The organism is Citromicrobium bathyomarinum (assembly GCF_038594605.1).
GTDB classification, from domain to species: domain Bacteria; phylum Pseudomonadota; class Alphaproteobacteria; order Sphingomonadales; family Sphingomonadaceae; genus Alteriqipengyuania; species Alteriqipengyuania bathyomarina_B.
Genome location: NZ_JBCFZM010000001.1, coordinates 800328 through 819717, shown reverse-complemented (window position 1 = coordinate 819717; position 19390 = coordinate 800328). Strand labels below are relative to the sequence as shown.

General features: G+C 65.1%; 13 protein-coding genes and 1 tRNA gene. 12 read left to right on the top strand and 2 right to left on the bottom strand.

What is annotated here, in order from left to right; translation table 11 throughout:
• The first annotated feature begins 33 nt into the window (after positions 1 to 33).
• From AAG612_RS03945 to folE, 4 genes are all read left to right on the top strand, one after another.
• A tRNA-Arg gene (locus tag AAG612_RS03945) sits at positions 34 to 110 on the top strand.
• Between the two features lie 87 nt (positions 111 to 197).
• A complete protein-coding gene (locus tag AAG612_RS03940) occupies positions 198 to 689 on the top strand; it encodes a hemerythrin domain-containing protein (RefSeq protein ID WP_342507422.1) in 492 nt (163 codons plus the stop codon).
• Positions 689 to 2245, top strand: coding sequence for a phospholipase D-like domain-containing protein (locus AAG612_RS03935; protein ID WP_342507420.1), 1557 nt, complete (start codon positions 689 to 691; stop codon positions 2243 to 2245). The genes AAG612_RS03940 and AAG612_RS03935 overlap by 1 nt, the downstream gene beginning before the upstream one ends.
• Positions 2242 to 2850: a GTP cyclohydrolase I FolE gene (gene folE / locus AAG612_RS03930; RefSeq protein ID WP_342507418.1), complete on the top strand. Its 609-nt coding sequence runs from the start codon at positions 2242 to 2244 to the stop codon at positions 2848 to 2850. Before AAG612_RS03935 ends, folE begins: the two co-directional genes overlap by 4 nt.
• 44 nt (positions 2851 to 2894) lie before the next feature.
• Here the strand turns inward: folE and AAG612_RS03925 are convergent, their stop codons facing one another.
• The gene (locus AAG612_RS03925; protein ID WP_342507416.1) at positions 2895 to 3530 is read right to left on the bottom strand and encodes a TetR/AcrR family transcriptional regulator; all 636 of its coding nucleotides are present in this window, start codon (positions 3528 to 3530) and stop codon (positions 2895 to 2897) included.
• Between the two features lie 112 nt (positions 3531 to 3642).
• Here AAG612_RS03925 and AAG612_RS03920 point away from each other — a divergent pair, with 112 nt between their 5' ends.
• Complete coding sequence (locus tag AAG612_RS03920; protein ID WP_342507414.1) at positions 3643 to 6033, top strand: TonB-dependent receptor; 2391 nt, start codon at positions 3643 to 3645, stop codon at positions 6031 to 6033.
• 80 nt (positions 6034 to 6113) lie between these two features.
• On the opposite strand, the gene AAG612_RS03915 is transcribed toward AAG612_RS03920, so the two are convergent.
• Positions 6114 to 6593, bottom strand: coding sequence for a peroxiredoxin (locus AAG612_RS03915; protein WP_342507412.1), 480 nt, complete (start codon positions 6591 to 6593; stop codon positions 6114 to 6116).
• Positions 6594 to 6926: 333 nt separating this feature from the next.
• Between AAG612_RS03915 and ahcY the strand changes: the two genes are divergently transcribed.
• From ahcY to addA, 7 genes are all read left to right on the top strand, one after another.
• Positions 6927 to 8324 (top strand): adenosylhomocysteinase, encoded by a 1398-nt coding sequence (gene ahcY / locus AAG612_RS03910; protein ID WP_425341829.1) that lies wholly within the window; start codon positions 6927 to 6929, stop codon positions 8322 to 8324.
• Between the two features lie 91 nt (positions 8325 to 8415).
• Positions 8416 to 10764: a PAS domain-containing sensor histidine kinase gene (locus tag AAG612_RS03905; protein ID WP_342507408.1), complete on the top strand. Its 2349-nt coding sequence runs from the start codon at positions 8416 to 8418 to the stop codon at positions 10762 to 10764.
• The gene (tsaE, locus tag AAG612_RS03900) at positions 10752 to 11198 is read left to right on the top strand and encodes a tRNA (adenosine(37)-N6)-threonylcarbamoyltransferase complex ATPase subunit type 1 TsaE (RefSeq protein WP_342507406.1); all 447 of its coding nucleotides are present in this window, start codon (positions 10752 to 10754) and stop codon (positions 11196 to 11198) included. The genes AAG612_RS03905 and tsaE overlap by 13 nt, the downstream gene beginning before the upstream one ends.
• Positions 11195 to 12178: an aminoglycoside phosphotransferase family protein gene (locus AAG612_RS03895; RefSeq protein ID WP_342507404.1), complete on the top strand. Its 984-nt coding sequence runs from the start codon at positions 11195 to 11197 to the stop codon at positions 12176 to 12178. Before tsaE ends, AAG612_RS03895 begins: the two co-directional genes overlap by 4 nt.
• Entirely contained in the window at positions 12175 to 12891 is a 717-nt protein-coding gene (locus AAG612_RS03890) for a nucleotidyltransferase family protein (protein WP_342507402.1), read from the top strand. The genes AAG612_RS03895 and AAG612_RS03890 overlap by 4 nt, the downstream gene beginning before the upstream one ends.
• A complete protein-coding gene (gene addB, locus AAG612_RS03885) occupies positions 12872 to 15886 on the top strand; it encodes a double-strand break repair protein AddB (protein WP_342507400.1) in 3015 nt (1004 codons plus the stop codon). The genes AAG612_RS03890 and addB overlap by 20 nt, the downstream gene beginning before the upstream one ends.
• The gene (gene addA, locus AAG612_RS03880) at positions 15879 to 19361 is read left to right on the top strand and encodes a double-strand break repair helicase AddA (RefSeq protein ID WP_342507397.1); all 3483 of its coding nucleotides are present in this window, start codon (positions 15879 to 15881) and stop codon (positions 19359 to 19361) included. The genes addB and addA overlap by 8 nt, the downstream gene beginning before the upstream one ends.
• Positions 19362 to 19390 lie beyond the last annotated feature (29 nt).

The following is a 19390-nucleotide window of genomic DNA, read 5'->3' as shown; positions in this document are numbered from 1 at the left end:
ACTGCCGCAAAGATGGCTATGCGGGCCCATCGCGCGCCCTTAGCTCAGTTGGATAGAGCACGGGACTTCTAATCCTGAGGCCGCAGGTTCGAATCCTGCAGGGCGCGCCAGACATCGGCCATCGCGATAAGCATCAATCGCGGAACCCCTCGACATGCATCCGGTTGAAGGTGCAAGACCATCATTGGAGACATGCTGTGAGCGACGCCCAAGCCATTTTCGAACGGCTGAAACAGGACCATGACCGACATCGCGCGTTGCTGGACCAGCTGCTCGAAACGCACGGCGACAGTGCGGAGCGCGAGCGGTTGTTCACCGAGCTCACCAAAGAGCTGAAGAGCCACGCCGCGGCGGAAGAGCAGGCGCTTTACTCGACGATGCTACGTAAGCCGCCGACCACCGATGAAACGCGTCACTCGGTCGCCGAACATCACGAGATCGACGAGATGCTCAACGATCTCGCCGCAACCGACATGTCCGAAGGGTCCTGGCTGCAGAAGTTCAAGACCTTCGATCACGATTACCGCCATCACATCGACGAGGAGGAGGAAGACCACTTCCCCGACTTCAGGAATTACCTCGACAAGGACGATGTCGAGCATATGGCGCAGGTCTTCGAACGCCGGAAATCTGAAGAAAAGGGCGAGGCCAAGGTCACTCCCGAAAAGCAAGAAGACGCCAAGGAGTAGTGGGCAACAAGGGGGGCAGCGCCGAACGCGATCGCGCCATTGCCGGCGGCGAGGGCGCAGACGCGTCTATCGAAAAGGGCATCTGGCGCTACGAGATCGCCGAGCGAATGGCGGTGGTCGTCGATGGGGAAGATTACTTCGCCCACGTTCACACGGCCATGTTCAATGCGCGCACCCAGATCGTGCTGATCGGGTGGGATTTCGACACGCGCATTTCGCTCCGGCGTGGCGAGGATTGGGAAAACGGCGACATCGATCGGCCCGCCAAGCTCGGCAAATATCTGCCGTGGCTGGTGAAGACGCACGAGGGGCTCGATATCCGCATCCTCAAGTGGGGCCTTTCGTGGGTCCAGTTCCTCAAGCGCGGGCGGATGGCCTACGATATCGCGCGCATGTGGATGGTCGACGGGATCAGCTTCCGCTTCGATAGCCATCATCCGCCTGGCTGCAGCCATCACCAGAAGATCGCGGTGTTCGACCGGCAGTTGGCGGTATGCGGTGGGATCGATCTGACCTACGACCGGTGGGATACGCGCGAACACCTCGAAGACGATCCGCGCCGGGTGAACTGGCCGGGCAATACCCACGGCCCATGGCATGACATTACGGTGATGATGACCGGTCCGATCGTCGGCGCGCTGTTCGATCTGTGCGATACGCGCTGGCAGGTGGCAGGCGGCAAACCGCTCGACCGGCCGGAGCGGCCCGCGAAAAAGCCGTGGCCCGATCAGCTTGAGGCGCATTTCGAGGATGTCGAAATCGGCCTTTCGCGCACCCGTGCAGCATGCGGTGAAGTGACCGAGGTGCACGAGGTCGAAGAGCTGTTCCTTGCGCTGATCGCGCGAGCGAAGCGGTTCATCTATATCGAGAACCAGTATTTCACCTCGCGCAAGATCGCCGAGGCGATTGCGAAACGTCTGAGCGAGCCAAATCCGCCCGAAATCGTTATCATCCATCCCCGGCATGCCGATGGCTGGCTGGAACAGCAGGCGATGGACCATGCGCGCGATCTGGTGGCCGAAGCTGTGGAAACGGCGGACGTGCGCGACTGCTTCGAGGTTTACATTCCCTATACCGGGGAGACGCCGATCTACGTTCACGCCAAGCTGATGATCGTTGACGACGAGGTGCTGCGGATCGGCTCGGCGAACCTCAACAACCGCTCGCTCGGGCTCGACAGCGAATGCGACACCATTCTCGATACGACCCGCCCGCATAATGCCAATCGCGGCCTCGAAGATCGCATTCGCGCGATCCGCGTGTCGTTGCTGGCCGAGCATTGCGGGGTGGAAGAGCCGGAGATGGAGGCGGCGCTCGAAAAGCATGGATCGATGCAAGCCGTCATCGCGGCGCATGGTTCGCAGGGCCCCCGGCAGTTGAGGGCTTATGTGCCGCCAACCAAGAGCGAGTTTCAGGAATGGCTCGCCGAATCGGCGATGCTCGATCCCGAAAGACCTTCGGGTATCTTAAGGCCATTTGCGCGGGGCGGACTTTTCGGCAAGGGCGGGCGGCTCAGGCGGTTGCGCGACAAGGCTAAAAGGAAATTGCTGAAATGAGCAGTCTGGTAGGACCCGACGAAGATCGCGAGGCGGGCAAGCCTCACGTTCCCGAGAACGTGCAGGAAGCCGTGCGCACGCTGATCGAATGGGCGGGCGACGATCCGAGCCGCGAAGGCCTGCTCGACACGCCCAAGCGCGTGGCGCGTGCGTGGAAGGAATATTGCATCGGTTACGAGGAGGATCCCGGGGTCCATCTCAGCCGCGTGTTCGAAGAGGTCGGCGGCTACGACGAGATCGTGCTGCTGAAGGATATCCCCTTCCAGTCGCATTGCGAACACCACATGGCGCCGATCATCGGGGTCGCGCACATCGCCTATCTGCCGACCGATTTCGTGGTCGGCATATCGAAGCTTGCCCGCGTGCTGCACGGGTTCGCACGCCGGTTGCAGGTGCAGGAACGGCTCACGGCGGAGGTGGCTCAGTGCATCTGGGACAGTCTGAAACCCGAAGGCGTGGCGGTGGTCATCGAGGCGAGCCATGCCTGCATGACCGCGCGGGGGGTGCGCACGCCGGGTGTCGGCATGGTCACCAGCCGAATGATGGGCGTGTTCCGCGATGACGAGCGCAGCCGCAAGGAAGTCCTCAGCCTGATGGGTTATTGAGCGCACCCGGCGCCCGGCGCCCGCGGCAGTCTAGTCGGTGCGGTCTAGTCGGGGGTTCGGGGGCCGATTCCTTTGGCAAGGATCGAGTTGGCGGCCTGTGCCGCACGCTCGGCGTCGTCTGCCGCGTTCTCGCCGTCGCTCCAGACCGCGTAGCGTAGCCCGAGGAAGACGTTCATCCCCATGATCGCCCATGCGTGGGCTTCTTCCAGGTCGCCCCGTAGCTGGCCGCTGGCAGCCCCGGTGCGCAGCCGGCCGAGGATACGTTCGGCGGTCTTCTCGTAATGCGCGCGATAGCTTTCGGGATCGACGAATTCGGATTCGTCGATGATCCGGTAAATCTCGCTATGCTCGCGCGCAAAGGCGAGAAAGGCGGCGAGGGCGGCCTGCTCCGTGTCGAGCGAGCTCATCTCGCGCTCTGCCAGACGTTCGGCGGCGGCGCGGCGAACCCCATCGCTGAGATCGCGGACGAGATCGCGGAAGATCGCCTCCTTGCTGCCGAAATAGGTGTAGAAACTGCCCAGCGCGACGCCCGCACGACGCGTGATCGAGGCGATCGAGGCATCGTGGAATCCCCGCTCCCCGAACTCGGCAGTTGCAGCATCGAGCAGCTTGCGCCGCGTGCGTCGGCCCCGTTCCGTCGCCGGTGGGGCAGGTGAGAAATCGAGGTCGGTGCGCGCCATAATGGTCACGGTCTATGGAAAACCCACGGCCCTCACAAGCTGTAACTTGAAACATGGTTCAGGTTTCAATATGGCGAACGCATAAGAGTTCAATCGGAGAGGGAATGTGATGATGCGTAGCTTCAACAGGAGCACTGTTGGCCTGCGTGCCGGTCTGCTGGCCGGTGCGGGTCTGGTGGCGTGTATGGCGGCGCCAGCCGCCGCGCAGGAAATGGAAGATGGAGACGCGACGGAAGCCGCAGCCGATGAGGCTATCGTGGCCGACGGCGCTGTCATCACCGTGACCGCGCGCCGCCGTGAGGAGCGGATTACCGATGTGCCGATCTCGATCACCGCGCTGAGCGGGGACGAACTCATCAAGGGCGGCGCGCTCGACATCGTGGATGTCGCCAAGGATGTGCCCAACGTGACGCTGGAAGTCAGCCGCGGCACCAATACCACGCTGACCGCATTCATCCGCGGTGTGGGCCAGCAGGACCCGGTGGCAGGCTTCGAGGCCGGCGTCGGTCTGTATGTCGACGATGTCTACATCAACCGTCCGCAGGCCGCCGTGCTCGACATCTACGATCTGGAACGGGTCGAAGTGCTGCGCGGGCCGCAGGGTACGCTCTATGGTCGCAACACGATCGGCGGCGCGATCAAGTATGTGACTGCCGAACTGCCCGACGAAACGAGCCTGAAAGTACGGGGCGCCTACGGTTCTTACGATCAGGCGGACCTGATCGTCACCGCCTCCACTCCCATCGGCGACAGCGGCCTGAAAATCGGCGCGAGTGGCGCGCGGCTGAGCCGCGGCGGCTTCGGCGAGAACATCAATCTCGGGACCGAGAATTACAACAAGGACGTCTGGGCCGCCCGCGGCACGATCGAATATAGTGGCGGCCCGCTATTCGTGCGACTTTCGGGCGACTACGTGAAGGACGACAGCTTTGCCCGCCAGGGGCATCGCCTGATACCGAGCCTGCTGACCGGCGCTCCCGTTCTCGACGATGTCTACGATACGCGAGCCGGGCTGAATGTCGTCGATCAGGAGGTGGAAGCCTACGGCGGGGCGCTGTCGATCTCGCTCGATGTGACGGACACGATCACGCTCAAGTCGATCACCGGCTATCGCGAGGATTCCTCGACCAGCCCGATCGATTTCGACAGCCTTCCGGCAGCCGATGTCGATGTGCCCGCTATCTATGACAACGACCAATTCAGCCAGGAACTCCAGTTGCTCTATCAGGGCGACCGGCTGAGCGGCGTGCTCGGCGCGTATTATCTCGACGCCAGCGCCTTCACCGCCTTCGACGTGGCACTCTTCACCACCGGGGACCTGCTATACCTGCTCGACCCGAGCACGGATCTGCGCGGATACAATGCGCAGACGCTAGGCGATGTGAACACCGAGACATGGTCGATCTTCGGCGATTTCACCTACGACCTGACCGACCAGCTCAGCATCTCGCTCGGCGGGCGCTGGACCAACGACAAGCGGACCAGCAAGGTGCTGCGCACGACGTTTATCGGCGGCTATTCGGATTTGTTCGACGACGGGGCGACCGCGATCGCGGTGACTTCGGACTTCGAAGGGAGCGCAACGTTCGAGGAATTCACGCCGCGCGCCTCGATCAGCTTCAAGCCGACGCCCAATCAGAACGTCTATTTCACCTATTCGAAGGGCTTCAAGGGCGGGGGCTTCGATCCGCGCGGGCAGACCTCTGCCGCTCCCGATCTCGATGGTGACGGCGACATCGACTATGATGACCAGTACGAATTCCTGAGCTTCGATCCGGAAACGGTCGACAGCTACGAGCTAGGCTACAAGGCGTCGCTGTTCGACAATCGCCTGCAGATCGCGCTTGCCGGGTTCCTCGGCAAGTACAGTGACGTGCAGATCCCCGGCTCGGTCGGGATCGATTCCAACGGTGATGGGGTCAACGAGACTTTCATCGGCGTCACCACCAACGCCGCCGATGCCGACATCAACGGGATCGAGTTCGAAGGCGACCTGCTGGTCGGCAAGAACTTCGCGGGAGCAGGCAGCCGTTTCGGTGTGAACTGGGCGTTCGGGTACCTCGATGCCAAGTTCAACGAATACATCGACAATTTCGGCAATGACGTCGCGGATGAGCGGGTGTTCCAGAACACCCCGGAGTACACCGTGAAGGCAGGCTTCGACCTCGGGCTGCCGGTCGCGAGCGGGATCGTCGATTTCCTCGGTGCAGTGTCGCTGCGTTCGGACGCCAGCCAGTTCGAGGTGCCCAACCGCTTCCTCGACCAGGATGGCTTCGCGCTGGTGGATGCGAGCATCGTCTACACCGCCGATTCCGATCGTTTCAGCATCGGCGTGCATGGCAAGAACCTGCTCGACAAGCGGTACATCGTGTCCGGCTACAACTTCACGACCGGCGACGGGATCAACACGCCTTTCGCGCCGACGCTGGGCCTCGAAGGCACGCTGACCGGGTTCTACGGCGATCCGCGCCGGGTGTTCGTGCAGGCCGAAGTGCGCTTCTGACGCAAAGCCTTTGGGCATGAAAAAGGGCGGCCGCTCGTGAATGAGCGGCCGCCCCCTTTATTTTTAGTCTCGTAAACCGGTCAGAGCTGGCCGAGCATGTGCTCCGCGCTCGAGACGCTGAAATCGCCCGGCTGCTCGACGTTGAGCTTGCGCACTTCGCCATTGTCGACCAGCATCGAATAGCGCTGGCTGCGCTTTCCCATGCCGAAGTTCGAACCGTCCATGGTCAGGCCCACCGCTTCGGCAAAGTCGCCGTTGCCGTCGGCCAGCATGGTCACCTCCTCGCCGCCATCGGCCTTCTGCCAGGCGCCCATGACGAAGGGGTCGTTGACCGAGATACAGGCGATTTCGTCGACGCCCTTGGCTTTGAGCTCTTCCGCCTTCTCGACGAAGCCGGGCAGGTGCTTGGCCGAGCAGGTCGGCGTGAAGGCACCTGGCACCGCGAACAGCGCGACCTTGCGACCGGCAAAGAACTCGCGGGTGTCGACCGGTTCGGGGCCGCTTTCGCCAGCCTTGGAAACCTTGACCTGGGGAAGCTTGTCGCCTTCTGAAATGCGCATGTGTGTATGTCCCATTCTTGTTGTGTTCGTGGCGTCGTTGTGGCCCGCTCGACCGGCAAGGGCAATCCGCTAGGGCCCCGACGTCGGAAAAACCGGCTTCGTGCATTCTACGAAGCATGGCCGGTTTCTATCCCGCAAAAAGGCGATCGCGGTCGGTCGAGCCGATCTGCCGCACCATCCATGGCGCCTATTCGCCTCTGGGCGCTTGCAGATATAAAGAAGTCTTTATATTGGCACCGCACACACGAGCGGCCGCGCCGCCTATAACAGAACAACACCCCCGGGTTCCCTGCGCCTGCCAGGCGTATGCCCACACAACCCAAAGGAGCAAGCATGGCTACCAAGGAACAGGACTACATTGTCGCGGACATCGATCTTGCGGATTATGGTCGCAAGGAAATGGAAATCGCCGAGACCGAAATGCCCGGTCTGATGGCGCTGCGCGAACAGTATGGCGAGAGCAAGCCGCTGAAGGGCGCGAAGATTGCCGGTTCGCTGCACATGACGATCCAGACCGGCGTGCTGATCGAAACGCTGGTGGAACTGGGCGCCGACGTGCGCTGGACCACCTGCAACATCTATTCGACGCAGGATCACGCCGCCGCCTACATCGCCGACAAGGGCATTCCCGTGTTCGCGATCAAGGGCGAGACGCTGGCCGATTACTGGGACTACGTCGCAAAGATCTTCGACTGGGGTGACGAGCCCTGCAACATGATCCTCGACGATGGCGGTGACGCCACGATGTTCGCGCTGTGGGGCGCACGGATCGAAGCGGGCGAGGAAATGCCCGCGCCGACCAACGAGGAAGAGCGCGAAATGCAGCGCGCCCTCAAGGCCTTCATCGAACGCAAGCCCGGCTATCTGACCAAGACGGTCGAAACGATCCGCGGCGTGTCGGAAGAGACCACCACGGGCGTCAACCGCCTCTACCAGCTGGCCAAGGCGGGCAAGCTGCCGTTCCCGGCGATCAACGTGAACGATTCCGTCACCAAGTCGAAGTTCGACAACAAGTACGGCTGCAAGGAATCACTGGTCGACGGTATTCGCCGCGGCACCGACGTGATGATGGCCGGCAAGGTCGCCTGCGTCGCGGGCTACGGCGATGTCGGCAAGGGCTCGGCAGCCTCGCTTGCCGGGGCCGGTGCGCGCGTCATGGTCACCGAAATCGACCCGATCTGCGCCCTGCAGGCCGCGATGGACGGGTTCGAGGTCGTCACGATGGAAGAGGCGACCAAGCGCGCCGACATCTTCGTCACCACCACCGGCAACAAGGACGTCATCACCGTCGATCACATGCGCGACATGAAGGACATGGCGATCGTCGGTAACATCGGCCACTTCGATAATGAGATCCAGGTCGAAGGCCTGGCGAACATGAAGTGGACCGAGATCAAGCCGCAGGTCGACATGGTCGAATTCCCCGACGGCAAGCGGATGATCCTCCTCTCGAAGGGCCGCCTGCTCAACCTCGGCAACGCGACCGGCCACCCCAGCTTCGTGATGAGCGCCAGCTTCACCAACCAGGTGCTCGCGCAGATCGAGCTTTTCACCAAGGCGGACCAGTACGACAACGCCGTGCACGTGCTGCCCAAGCACCTCGACGAAGAGGTCGCCGCGCTGCACCTGCAGAAGCTCAACGTGAAGCTTTCTGAGCTGAGCAAGGAGCAGGCCGACTACATCGGTGTGCCCAAGGAAGGGCCCTACAAGCCCGAGCATTATCGCTACTAAGCGCTAATCGAGCGAATGCGCGGGGAAATCCCCGCCACATGCAGGCCCGGCATGGTTGCCAAGCGACCATTGCCGGGCCTAGCTGATTCTTATGGACCTCGGCTCAACCGCGTTGGCGCTTCTCGGCCTGCTGCTGGCGGCGTGGACGGCTGGCGCGGCGTGGTTGATGATCGCCGCCGGGGCACGCTCGCGCGGGGCGGACACGGCACGGCGCACTGCCAAGCGCCTTAATCGACTGCTCGACGAGTCACCTGCCGCCGCCCTGCTGGTGCGCAGCGACGGGCGGCTGGAGGGCTCGGAGCGGCTGGCGCACTGGCTCGGCTTCGAGGAATTGCCGCAATTCCTGAGCGAGCTTTCCAGACATCCCGATCGCGGACTGACCGAAGAGCAATTGGACGATCTGACCAGCAGGGTGCGGCTCGCCCAGAAATCCGCCAAGCCTTTCCGGATGGCGATCACGCTGCCGGGGTCCGCGCGCAGTCTTGCCTTGCGCGGCAGTCTTGCCGATCCGCAGGTTTCGCCCGGCGGCGCGGCGCTGATTTGGGTGTTCGATTTCAGTGAAAGCGAGCTCGAACTTGTGCAGATGCGCAAGGAGACGGCGCGCGCGATGTCCGATTTTGCTGCGCTGGTCGGCGTGATCGCTTCTGCGCCGACGCCGATGTGGTTTCGGAACCCCGAAATGCAGCTGCAGCTGGTCAACAAAGCCTATGTGGCCGCAGTCGGCGCACAAGACATGCAGAGCGTGCTCGACCAGCAGATCGAATTGGTCGAACCGGTCGAGGGCACGCCCGCTTCCGAAATCGCGCGCCGCGCCTCGGAGAGTGGGGAACCGATGGAGCGCACGGTCTCGGTCACCAGCGTCGACGGCACGCGGCGGCGGTTCCGCGTTTCCGATCTTCCGCTGGGCGACGAGGGTGTGGCGGGCTACGCGGTCGACATCCAGGAACAGGAAGATCAGGCGCGCGAACATCGCGCCTATCGCGAGGCCCAGCGCTCGATGCTCGATCGCCTGTCGGTCGGCGTCGCGCAGTTCGACGGGCAGCGCAGGCTAACCTTCGCCAACCAGCCCTTCCGTCGCCTGCTGGGCGTGCGGCCGGGCGCTGGCGCCATCGGCACCTCGTTCGAACGGCTGCTGAGCGACGCGCGCGACGAAGGCCGCACGCCGTCGGTCAGGGACTTTCCGACCTGGCGCAAGGAGCATGTCGCGTGGTTCGGTGAAGGCGGCACGCAGGAAGAGGACTGGCCACTGTCCGACGGCACGCACCTTGCCGTCGTCGGTCAGCCGATGCCCGACGGCGGGCTCGCCCTCATCGTCGAGGATCGCACCGAGCAGCTCTCGCTTGCCGCAAATCGCGATACCTTGCTGCGCACCCGCACCGCGATGCTCGACAGCCTGTTCGAAGCACTGGCGGTGTTCGCGCCCGATGGCACCCTGCAGCTGTGGAACCACAGCTTTCCCGAGACCTGGGGGTTGGAAGCAGAAGCGCTCGACAAGCACCCTTCGGTCGACGCGCTGCTGCCGTTGATCGAGCCCAATCTGGCGCGGCCCCGGCAGATCAAGGGCGTGGCAGAGGTGATCCGCTCCGCGACGCTCGACCGCAAGGAACGCGCCGGGCGCCTGCAACTGGCCGACGGGCGCACCATCGAGTTCGCAGGCATTCCGCTGCCGGACGGAAATGGCCTGCTGACCACGCTGGATGTGACCGCCAACGAGCAGGCCGAAACCGCGCTGCGCGATCGGGCCGAGGCACTGGAACAGGCGGACAAGGTCAAGACCCGCTTCCTCGCCAACATGTCATACGAGTTCCGTACGCCGCTGACCTCGATCGGTGGCTTCGCCGAACTGCTCGAGGCCGAGGTGGCTGGGCCGCTGAGCGATGGCGCGAAGGAATATGTCTCCGCAATTCTCGAATCGGTCGCGCGGCTGACCGACCAGGTGGAAAACGTGCTCGACCTCTCGCAGAGCGAAGCTGGGCTGCTGCCGATCGCGCGGCGCGAGCTTTCGCTGCTGGCCTTCGTCGCGGGCGTGGCGCGGGCGCGCGAGGAAGCGGTCGAGGCGAAGAACATCACGCTCGACCTGCGCGGCAAGCAGTCGCTGGCGGTCCATGCCGATCCGCGTCAGCTAGGCCGGGCCATCGGTCAATTGCTCGACAATGCGATCGCCGCCTGCGCGCAGGATGGCCGCATCCTGGTCGATCTGGCGAAGCACGATGGCGGAGTGCGGATTGTCATCTCGGATAACGGGCGCGGAATGGACGAGGGCGAACTGGCCCGCGCACTCGACGGGATGCGTCAGCCAAGCGACAGCGATCCGGACGATACGCGTCGTCAGGGTCTGGGGCTGCCCCTGGCGAAGCAGTTGATCGAGGCGCACGGGGGGACGTTTGAAATCCAGTCCGAGAAAGGCGCGGGGACGAGCGTGAACCTATGGCTGCCGTAACCCACGACCTTCCCGATCTTGCTGCCATGGAGGCTTTCGGTGCGCGCATCGCGGCGAAGATTCGTGTGGGCGACGTCATCGCGCTGTCCGGGCCGCTGGGGGCGGGCAAGACCACGCTCGCACGGGCGATCTTGCAAGGTGCGGGGCATCGCGGCGAGGTGCCTTCGCCGACTTTCACACTGATCGAAATGTACGACGCGCTCGAACCGCCGGTCGCTCACGCAGATTTCTATCGGCTCGACAATCCGGCGGAGGCAGAGGAATTGGGCCTCGACGATTATCGCGAAGGCGCCGTCCTGATCGCTGAATGGCCCGAGCGGGCAGGGGGCTTCGCGCACGAGCCTGCCTGCCTCGCAATCGACATTTCATTCGACGCAACCGGGCGCAAGGCGATTGTCGAACCCGGGACCGATTGGCTAGGGCGCGTACCATGACGACTTTGCCCGATGGTATCTACGAATTTCTCGGCTCGGCTGGCTGGGCGGGCGCACAGATCGCTCCGCTGACCGGCGATGCGAGCTTCCGGCGCTATTTCCGCGTCCACCATGAAGGCAGGAGCGCGATGCTGATGCATGCGCCTCCGCCCGAAGAGCCGCGCGAATTCCTCCATGTCGGGCGTTGGTTGCTCGATCAGCAGATTCGCGCGCCACGGATTTATGCAGAAGATCTCGAAGGCGGCTGGGTCCTGATCGAGGATTTCGGCGATGCGCGGATGCGTGACTGGCTGGACGAGAACCCGGCCGGCGAGGATGAAGCCTATGCTTCCGCGATTGAGACGCTGGCCGATCTTCACCGCAAGCCCGCCGGGCCATTTCCGCCTTACGACGAAGAAACCTATCTGCGCGAGGCGGGGCTGTTCACCGAATGGTATTGTGCCGCGCTCGGCCTCGATGTCGACAGTGACGGGTTCGAGGCCGCGTGGCGCGAGGCGCTTGCCCCGCTGATGGCCAGTCAGCAGCCGGGCGTCACCGTGCTGCGCGACTATCATGCGGAAAACATCATGCTGCTGCGGCCCAATGCCGGCGCGAAGGAGCAGGGCGTGATCGATTTTCAGGACGCGCTGGTCGGCCATCCGGCTTACGACCTCGTCTCGCTGCTGCAGGATGCGCGGCGCGATGTATCGCGCGAACTGGAGGCCAGAATGCTCGCCCATTACCGCGCGTGCGCGAATTGCGGCGGCGATTTCGAGGCGGACTATGCGCGCCTCGGTGCGCAGCGTAACACCAAGATCGTCGGCATTTTCGCGCGGCTCGACAGGCGCGATGGCAAGCCGCGCTATCTCGGCATGATCCCGCGCGTATGGGAAGCGCTGGAGCGCGATCTTGCACACCCGGCGCTCGCTCCCGTCGCCAAGTGGTTCGATGACAATATCCCGGCGCAGCTGCGCGCAAGGCACGGGGCCGTGGAAGCATGAGCGCACTGGCGACCGACACCGCGATGGTCATGGCGGCCGGGCTGGGCAAGCGAATGCGCCCACTCACCGCGACCATGCCCAAGCCGATGGTGCGGGTCGCGGGTAAGCCGCTGATCGATCACACGCTGGACCGGCTGGCCGAGGCGGGCCTCGCCCGGGCGGTGGTCAATGTTCACTACCTGGCGGACGCGCTCGAAGCCCATGTGCTCGAACGTGCTGTGCCCAAGGTCGAGATTTCGGACGAGCGCGAGGAACTGCTCGAAACCGGTGGCGGCATGGTGAAGGCGCAAGGACTGTTGCCCGATCCGTTCTTCTGCCTCAACTCCGACAATATCTGGCTCGACGGCCCGCGCAACGCGTTTGCCGAGCTATCGGATCGATGGGATGCGAATGCGATGGACGCGCTCCTGCTGGTCGTGCCGCACAAGCAGGCGGGCAATTTCGACGGACCGGGCGACTTCCATCTCGATGCGACGGGCCGTGTAACCCGCCGCAAGCCGGGGCGTATCGCGCCGTTCATCTACACCGGCATTCAGCTCGTTTCGCACCGCCTGCTGCGCGATGCGCCAATGGGCAAGTTCTCCACCAATATCCTTTGGTCCCGCGCGATCGAGGAAGAACGCCTCTTCGCGCTGCCCTTTACCGGCCAGTGGTTCGAGGTCGGCACCCCCGCTGCCATTCGCCCGACCGAGGATGCGCTGTCGCGTGGGTGAATCCACGCGTCCACAGGTCTACTCGATCGCGGCCCATCGCGGATTTGCCGACGCGTTGGTCGCCGGTCTGCTTCCGCGATACGCCGAGGACGGGTTGGGGCTCGCGCGGCTGACGCTGCTGCTGCCCAGCGGCCGGGCGATCCGCACCGTGAGCGAGGCGTTCGTGCGCCAGATGGGCGAAGAGGGCGCCGCCGGGCTCCTGCTGCCACGCATGCTCACGATTGGCGATCTGTCGCTGGACGAGGCGCTGGGCCCGCTGTTCGATCCACTGGATGCGAGCGACATACCGCCCGCGGTCGACCCGACATATCGCTGGCTCCGCCTTGCTGCATTGCTCGCGGAGGAGATGGGCGAGAAGGCTCCGAATGGCCCCCCGCTCTTCCGGCAGGCCCGCATGATCGGCGAGACGATGGACCGCCTCTTGGTGGAGCAGATCGCACCCGAAGACCTGCTCGGGGATCGCGTGCTCGATGTTGTCGGTTCGGTTGCGGGGCACTGGCAGGACAGCTTGCGCCGCTTCGCCCGCGTGCAGGCGCGGTGGCGGATCGAGCTGACCGAAATGGGCCGGGTCGATGCCGCCACCCGGCGCAATCTTCTGTTCACGCAAGCCGCGAAGAGCTGGCGCGCCGAGCCTCCGGCAACGCCGATTGTCGCTGCGGGTGTCACCAGTGCCGCGCCCGCGCTTGCGCGGCTGCTGCGCGTGATCAGCGAACTGCCAAAGGGCGCGGTCATTTTGCCCGATCTCGATCTTTCGCTGTCGGACGAAGCGTGGGAAGAGTTGGGCCGCGCAGGTCAGTCCGACGAGGCCGATGGCGAGAGCCTCGGCCGCAACGACGCACCGAGCCATCCGCAATATCACCTCAAGCTGCTGCTCAATCGCATGGGGGTGAACCGGGGCGAGGTGCAGCAATGGCACCGGCGCGGGATCGGCGCGGCTAACCCGGACCGCACGCACGCGGTGAGCGCGCTGTTCCTACCCCCGCAGGCGAGCAAGAGCTGGGTCGATCTGCCGTCCGACAAACGTCGGTTGGCGAGCGTACGGTTGGTTGAAGCGGGCAATCCCGAGGAAGAGGCGCAGGCGGTCGCGCTGGCGGTGCGCCATGCGCTGGAAGAGCCGCGCAAGCGGGTCGCGGTGGTGACGCCTGATCGCACGGTCGCCCGCCGCATCGTGCAGCACCTGCGCCGGTGGGACATTCGGGCGGACGATTCCGCCGGTGCGCCGCTTGGCGATACGCCTGCCGGGCGCGCGTTGCTGCTCCTGGCGAAGGTAATAGCCGAAAATGCCGCACCTGTTCCGCTGATCGCGTTTCTCGGCCATCCGGCAATGGGGATCGCGGGGACGCAGGACGAGGGCAAAGCGCGTGCCGACTGGCTCGATGCGCTGCGTCGGTTCGAGGCCCGGTTGCGCGGTCCGCGCCCTGCTCCCGGCCTCGGCCCCTTGCGCGCGGTCGCCGCGAAAGCGGACGTGGCGGACTGGTGGCGCGGCGTGGCGGAACGCCTTGAGCCGCTGATGTCGCAAGGGGGCGAAGCGCCACTCGCAGAGTTGCTGGGGCAGGCTGCGCAGACGCTCGAGAGCTTTTGCGGAGAGGGGATCTGGGCGCGCGAGGATGGCCGCGCGCTAGGCCAATTCATCGCAGAATTGACCGATCACGCGGCGGCGGCAGGCACCATGCTCGACCCTGCCGACCTGCACGATGTGCTCGCCGACGCGATGGAGCGCATCGCGGTGCGTCCGCCCTATGGCGGGCACCCGCGCGTGGCGATCTATGGGCTGCTCGAAAGCCGGATGGCGCGCGCCGACCTTATTATCTGTGCGGGGCTTAACGAGGGGACCTGGCCGGGCGGTGCCTCGCCCGATCCCTTGCTTGCGCCGCCGGTGCTGCGAGCGCTGGGGGTGCCCGGCGGTGAGTTCCGCATTGGCCTCGCCGCACACGATCTGGCGGGAGCGCTTGGCGCACCCGAGGTGCTGCTGACGCGCGCGGAGCGGGATTCCGACGGGCCTGCGATCCCCTCAAGGTTTTTCCTGCGGGTCAGGGCTTTGCTCGGCGATCTTGCGAAGCGGCACGAGGATACGGAGCTTGCTCCCCTGGTCCACGCGCTGCGCGATGCGGAGCCTGCGCCGCTCTATCCGATCCCGACGCCGTGTCCGCCGGCCGAGGTACGTCGCGTGTCCCTCAGCGCCACGGCGCTCGATCGGCTGCGGTCGGACCCGTACCAGTTCTATGCCCGCTCGATCCTGAGGCTGGACGAGAAGGATACGCTCGATGCCGAGCCTTCGCCTGCGTGGCAGGGCACGCTCGCGCACGCGATCCTCGAAGAATGGCACAACCGGAAGGGCGCGCTCACCGATCTGGCGGCGAAGCACCTCGCCGAGATGGATGCCCACCCGCTGACCCGCGCGCTGTGGGAGCCGCGCCTGATGGCCGCGCTCGAATGGATCGCCAACGAGGTGGAGGGCGATCCGTCGCGCGAGATCGTGCTGGTCGAGGAGAAGGCCAAACAAGTTTTCAAGGGCGTTGAGGTTACCGGAACGGCGGACCGGATCGATCGGCTAGGTGACGGCACCTATGCGATCGTCGACTACAAGACCGGCGGACCGCCATCGAAGAAGATGGTCGCGCAAGGCTTCGCGCTTCAGCTCGGTACGCTGGGCGTTTTGCTGGCCGAGGGGGCCTATGCTGATCGCGGTGTCGACGGCACGCCGACGCGGTTCGAATACTGGTCGCTGGGGCGCGACGCGAAGTCGGACACGGGGTTCGGCTATGTCACCACGCCGTTGAAAGTCGGTGCAGCGCGTACGGGAATGGAGCCTGACGAATTCCTGCCCGAGACCCGCAGATATCTCGAAGACGCGATAGACCGGTGGATCATCGGCGACGAGCCCTTTACCGCGCGGCCCAATCCCGACCTCAAGCTCTATGCCACCTACGATCAGCTGATGCGGCTGGAAGAATGGCTCGGGCGCGAAATCGGTGGGAGCGAAAAGGGTGGGTAAGCTTTATCCCCTTCTGCCCGAACAGGCACGCGCAGCCGACCCTGGGCATTCGGTCTGGCTCTCGGCCAGCGCGGGCACCGGCAAGACGCAGGTTCTCTCCGCCCGCGTGCTTCGCCTGCTACTGCAGCCCGGTGTCGAGCCGGGCGCGATCCTGTGCCTCACCTTTACCAAGGCGGGCGCCGCCGAAATGGCGACGCGCGTCAACGAAACGCTGGCGCGCTGGGTGCGGATGAAGCCCGACGCTCTGGCGGCCGACTTGCGCGCGATCGGCGCGAAGTTCGATCCGGAGACGCAAGCTCGGGCACGCACGCTGTTCACCAAGGTTCTCGATTGTCCGGGCGGTGGGCTGCGGATCGATACGATCCACGCTTTCGCGCAATATCTGCTCGCCGCCTTTCCCGAGGAAGCGGGGCTGGAGCCGGGCACGGTCGCGATGGACGACCGTACGCGCGCGCTGCTCGCTCGCGAAGTGCTGACCGATCTGGTTATGCATGCGGACGAGGATGATCGCAGCGCGCTCGCCATGCTGTCGCGCAAGCTGTCGCCCGATGGCGCGAAAGCCTGGCTGATGGCCTGCGCCAAGGCGCGCGAATTGTGGGAAGGTCCTGCGGGTTGGCAGAGCCCGATGCGACCGCAGGTGTTGCAATTGCTCGGCCTGCCGAGCGATTTCGACGAGGCCCAACTGGCACAGGATTGTGCGGACGGTGCGTTCGATACCGCATCGCTCAACGCCTGCCTCGCGACGCTGCGCGATTGGGACACCAAGGGCGGGCGCGAAGGTACGGAGGCGATCAACGCGTGGCTCGCAGGCGATCCGGCGCAGCGGCTTGCGGGATTGGGCGGCTTCAACGGCACGCTGTTCGTCGCGGACGGCTCGAAGCCCAAGAACCTCAACCATCTGGCAAAGCGCGACCCGGCCTACGAGGGCCATATCGAGGCGGTGCGGACCTGTTGCGAGGGTATTCGCGAAAAGCTCGCGCTGCTGGCACTGGCGGAATATCTCACCCCCGCCCTCGAACTCGGGCGGCGGTTCGCGCTGAGGTGGGACGAAGCGAAGCGCAGTCGCGGGCTGGTCGATTTCGACGACCAGATCGCGCGTGCCGCCACCTTGCTCGGCAATTCGGAAATGTCCCAGTGGATCGGCTACAAGCTCGACCGGGCGTTCGATCATATCCTCGTCGACGAGGCGCAGGATACCAATGCCAGCCAGTGGGCGATCATCGATGCGCTGACGCAGGACTATTTCGACGGGCTCGGCGCGGCGGGCGATCGGCTTCGCACCATGTTCGTGGTCGGCGATTACAAGCAGGCGATCTTCGGCTTTCAGGGCACCGAGCCGCGCCTGTTCGCGGACAAGCGCGAGGAATACGACGCGCGGATCAACGCCGCCATCGCCAATGCGCGCGAACTGGCGCACGAAACCCGCGATCGGCCGATGGTGCCGCTCAGTCCGCTCGAAAAGCTCGGGCTGGAGCGCAATTTCCGCAGCTCGCAGACGATCCTCGATTTCGTCGATGGCGCGATTGCGAAGCTGGGTGCCGAGGCGATGGGGATGGAACCGGGCGAGGTGCGCCATTCGGGCGAGGGCCGGGCGGGGCGCGTTACCCTGTGGGCCCCGATCGGCGCCGAGGATGGCGACGATCCCGAAGCGGTCGAGCAGGAGGGCGAGGAATCCTGGCTGCCCGCGCCCGAGCGGCGCATGGCCGATGCGATCGCGGATCAGGTAAAAGCGTGGCTGGATGAGGGGCATGCTCTCACGAAGGGCGGCAATCGACGCGCCACGGCAGGCGACATCATGATTTTGGTGCGCAAGCGCCGCGCGCTCGCCGGGCTGATCGTCGCGCGGCTTCATGCCAAGGGCGTGCCGGTGGCGGGGGTCGACCGGCTGCGGCTGGGCGCGCCGCTGGCGGTGAAGGATCTGCTCGCCGCGCTGCGCTTCGCCGCGCAGCCGCGCGACGATCTCAGCCTCGCGAACCTGCTCGTCTCGCCGCTGGGCGGATGGTCGCAGGACGACCTGCTTCAGCACGGCCTGCGCGACAGGAAGGTGACGCTATGGGATCAGATCCGCCGTAGCGAGGCGCCGCTGTGCATGGAGACCGCCGAGCGTCTGCGCGGCTTGCTGGCGCGCGTCGACTACGAACCCCCTGCATCGCTGCTGCAGTACCTGCTCACAGGCCCATGGGATGGGCGGCGCAAGCTTGTCGCGCGGCTGGGACGCGAGGCGAACGATCCGATCGACGAGCTGATTGGCGCAGCCTTCGCCTTCGCCGCCGAACATACGCCGAGCCTGCAGGGCTTCCTCAACTGGTTCGATGCCTCGGACGAGGAACTGAAGCGCGAGGCTGCGGGCAGCGGCGATGCGGTGCGGGTGCTGACCGCGCATGGATCAAAGGGATTGCAGGCCCCGATCGTGATCCTCGCCGATGCGACCGGCAATCCGGATCGCGGGCCGGTGCGCGCGGGCGAGCTCGAAACCCCCGATGGCCGCGCCGTGCCTTTGCCGCCGCTTCCGAAGGAGGCGAAGGCGGGGCCGGTGGTCGCGGCGGAAGAGGCCAAGGCCGCGCGCGAACGCGAGGAACACTGGCGGCTGATGTATGTCGCGATGACCCGCGCCGAAGAAGCGCTCTATATCGGTGGGGCGCTGCTGCCGAGCGACAAGGAGGTGCCCGCGGCGAGCTGGTATGCGGTGGCGGCTTCGCTGTTCGAAGGTGCGGATAGCGTGGACGATGCCATCTGGGGCTCGCGGTTCGATCTGGGGATGCTGGTCGAGGAGCGCGTTCCGGCGGAAGACTCCGCGCCTTCCGCCGAGCGTGCGGCGCTGCCCGATTGGGCGAGCCGCCCTCCAGCCGACGAGCCGACCCCGCAACGGCCCCTCGTGCCGACCTCGGCAGGGGCCGACCTTGCGCCCAATCCTCCCGGGCTCGCGCAGAACAACGAGGCGGCGCGGCGTGGCACCCTGATCCACCGCCTGCTCGAACGCCTGCCCGATATCGCGCCCGATGAACGAGAGGCGCGCGGCTCCGCGTGGCTGGCGAAGCAGGCGGACGATCTGCCCGAGGATTTGCGCGCGCAGATGATCGCGCAGGCCATCGCGGTGCTCGATCACTCCGACTTCGCGGACCTGTTCGCGCCCGGCGCGCTGGCCGAGGTGTCCATCGCCGCGAGCGTGGAGGGGCAGGTCGTCACCGGCACGCTCGACCGGCTATGCGTGGGCGAAAAGGAGGTGCTGGTCGTGGACTACAAGACCACGCGCCGCCCGCCGCAATCGCTGGAGGCCGTGCCTGCGGCGACTTTGCAACAGATGTCCGCCTATGCGCACGCGCTCGCCACGATCTATCCGGGGCGGCGGATTTCGGCGGCCTTGCTCTATACGCACGCGCCGCAGCTCATCGCATTGCCCGACGATCTGCTGGCCGCGCACAAGCCCGGCTTGCAGGCCCAAGAGGAAGGCTTGGCCGCGAACGGCTTTGCGTAATCGTTCGCGCTTCCTAGATACTGGTTCAA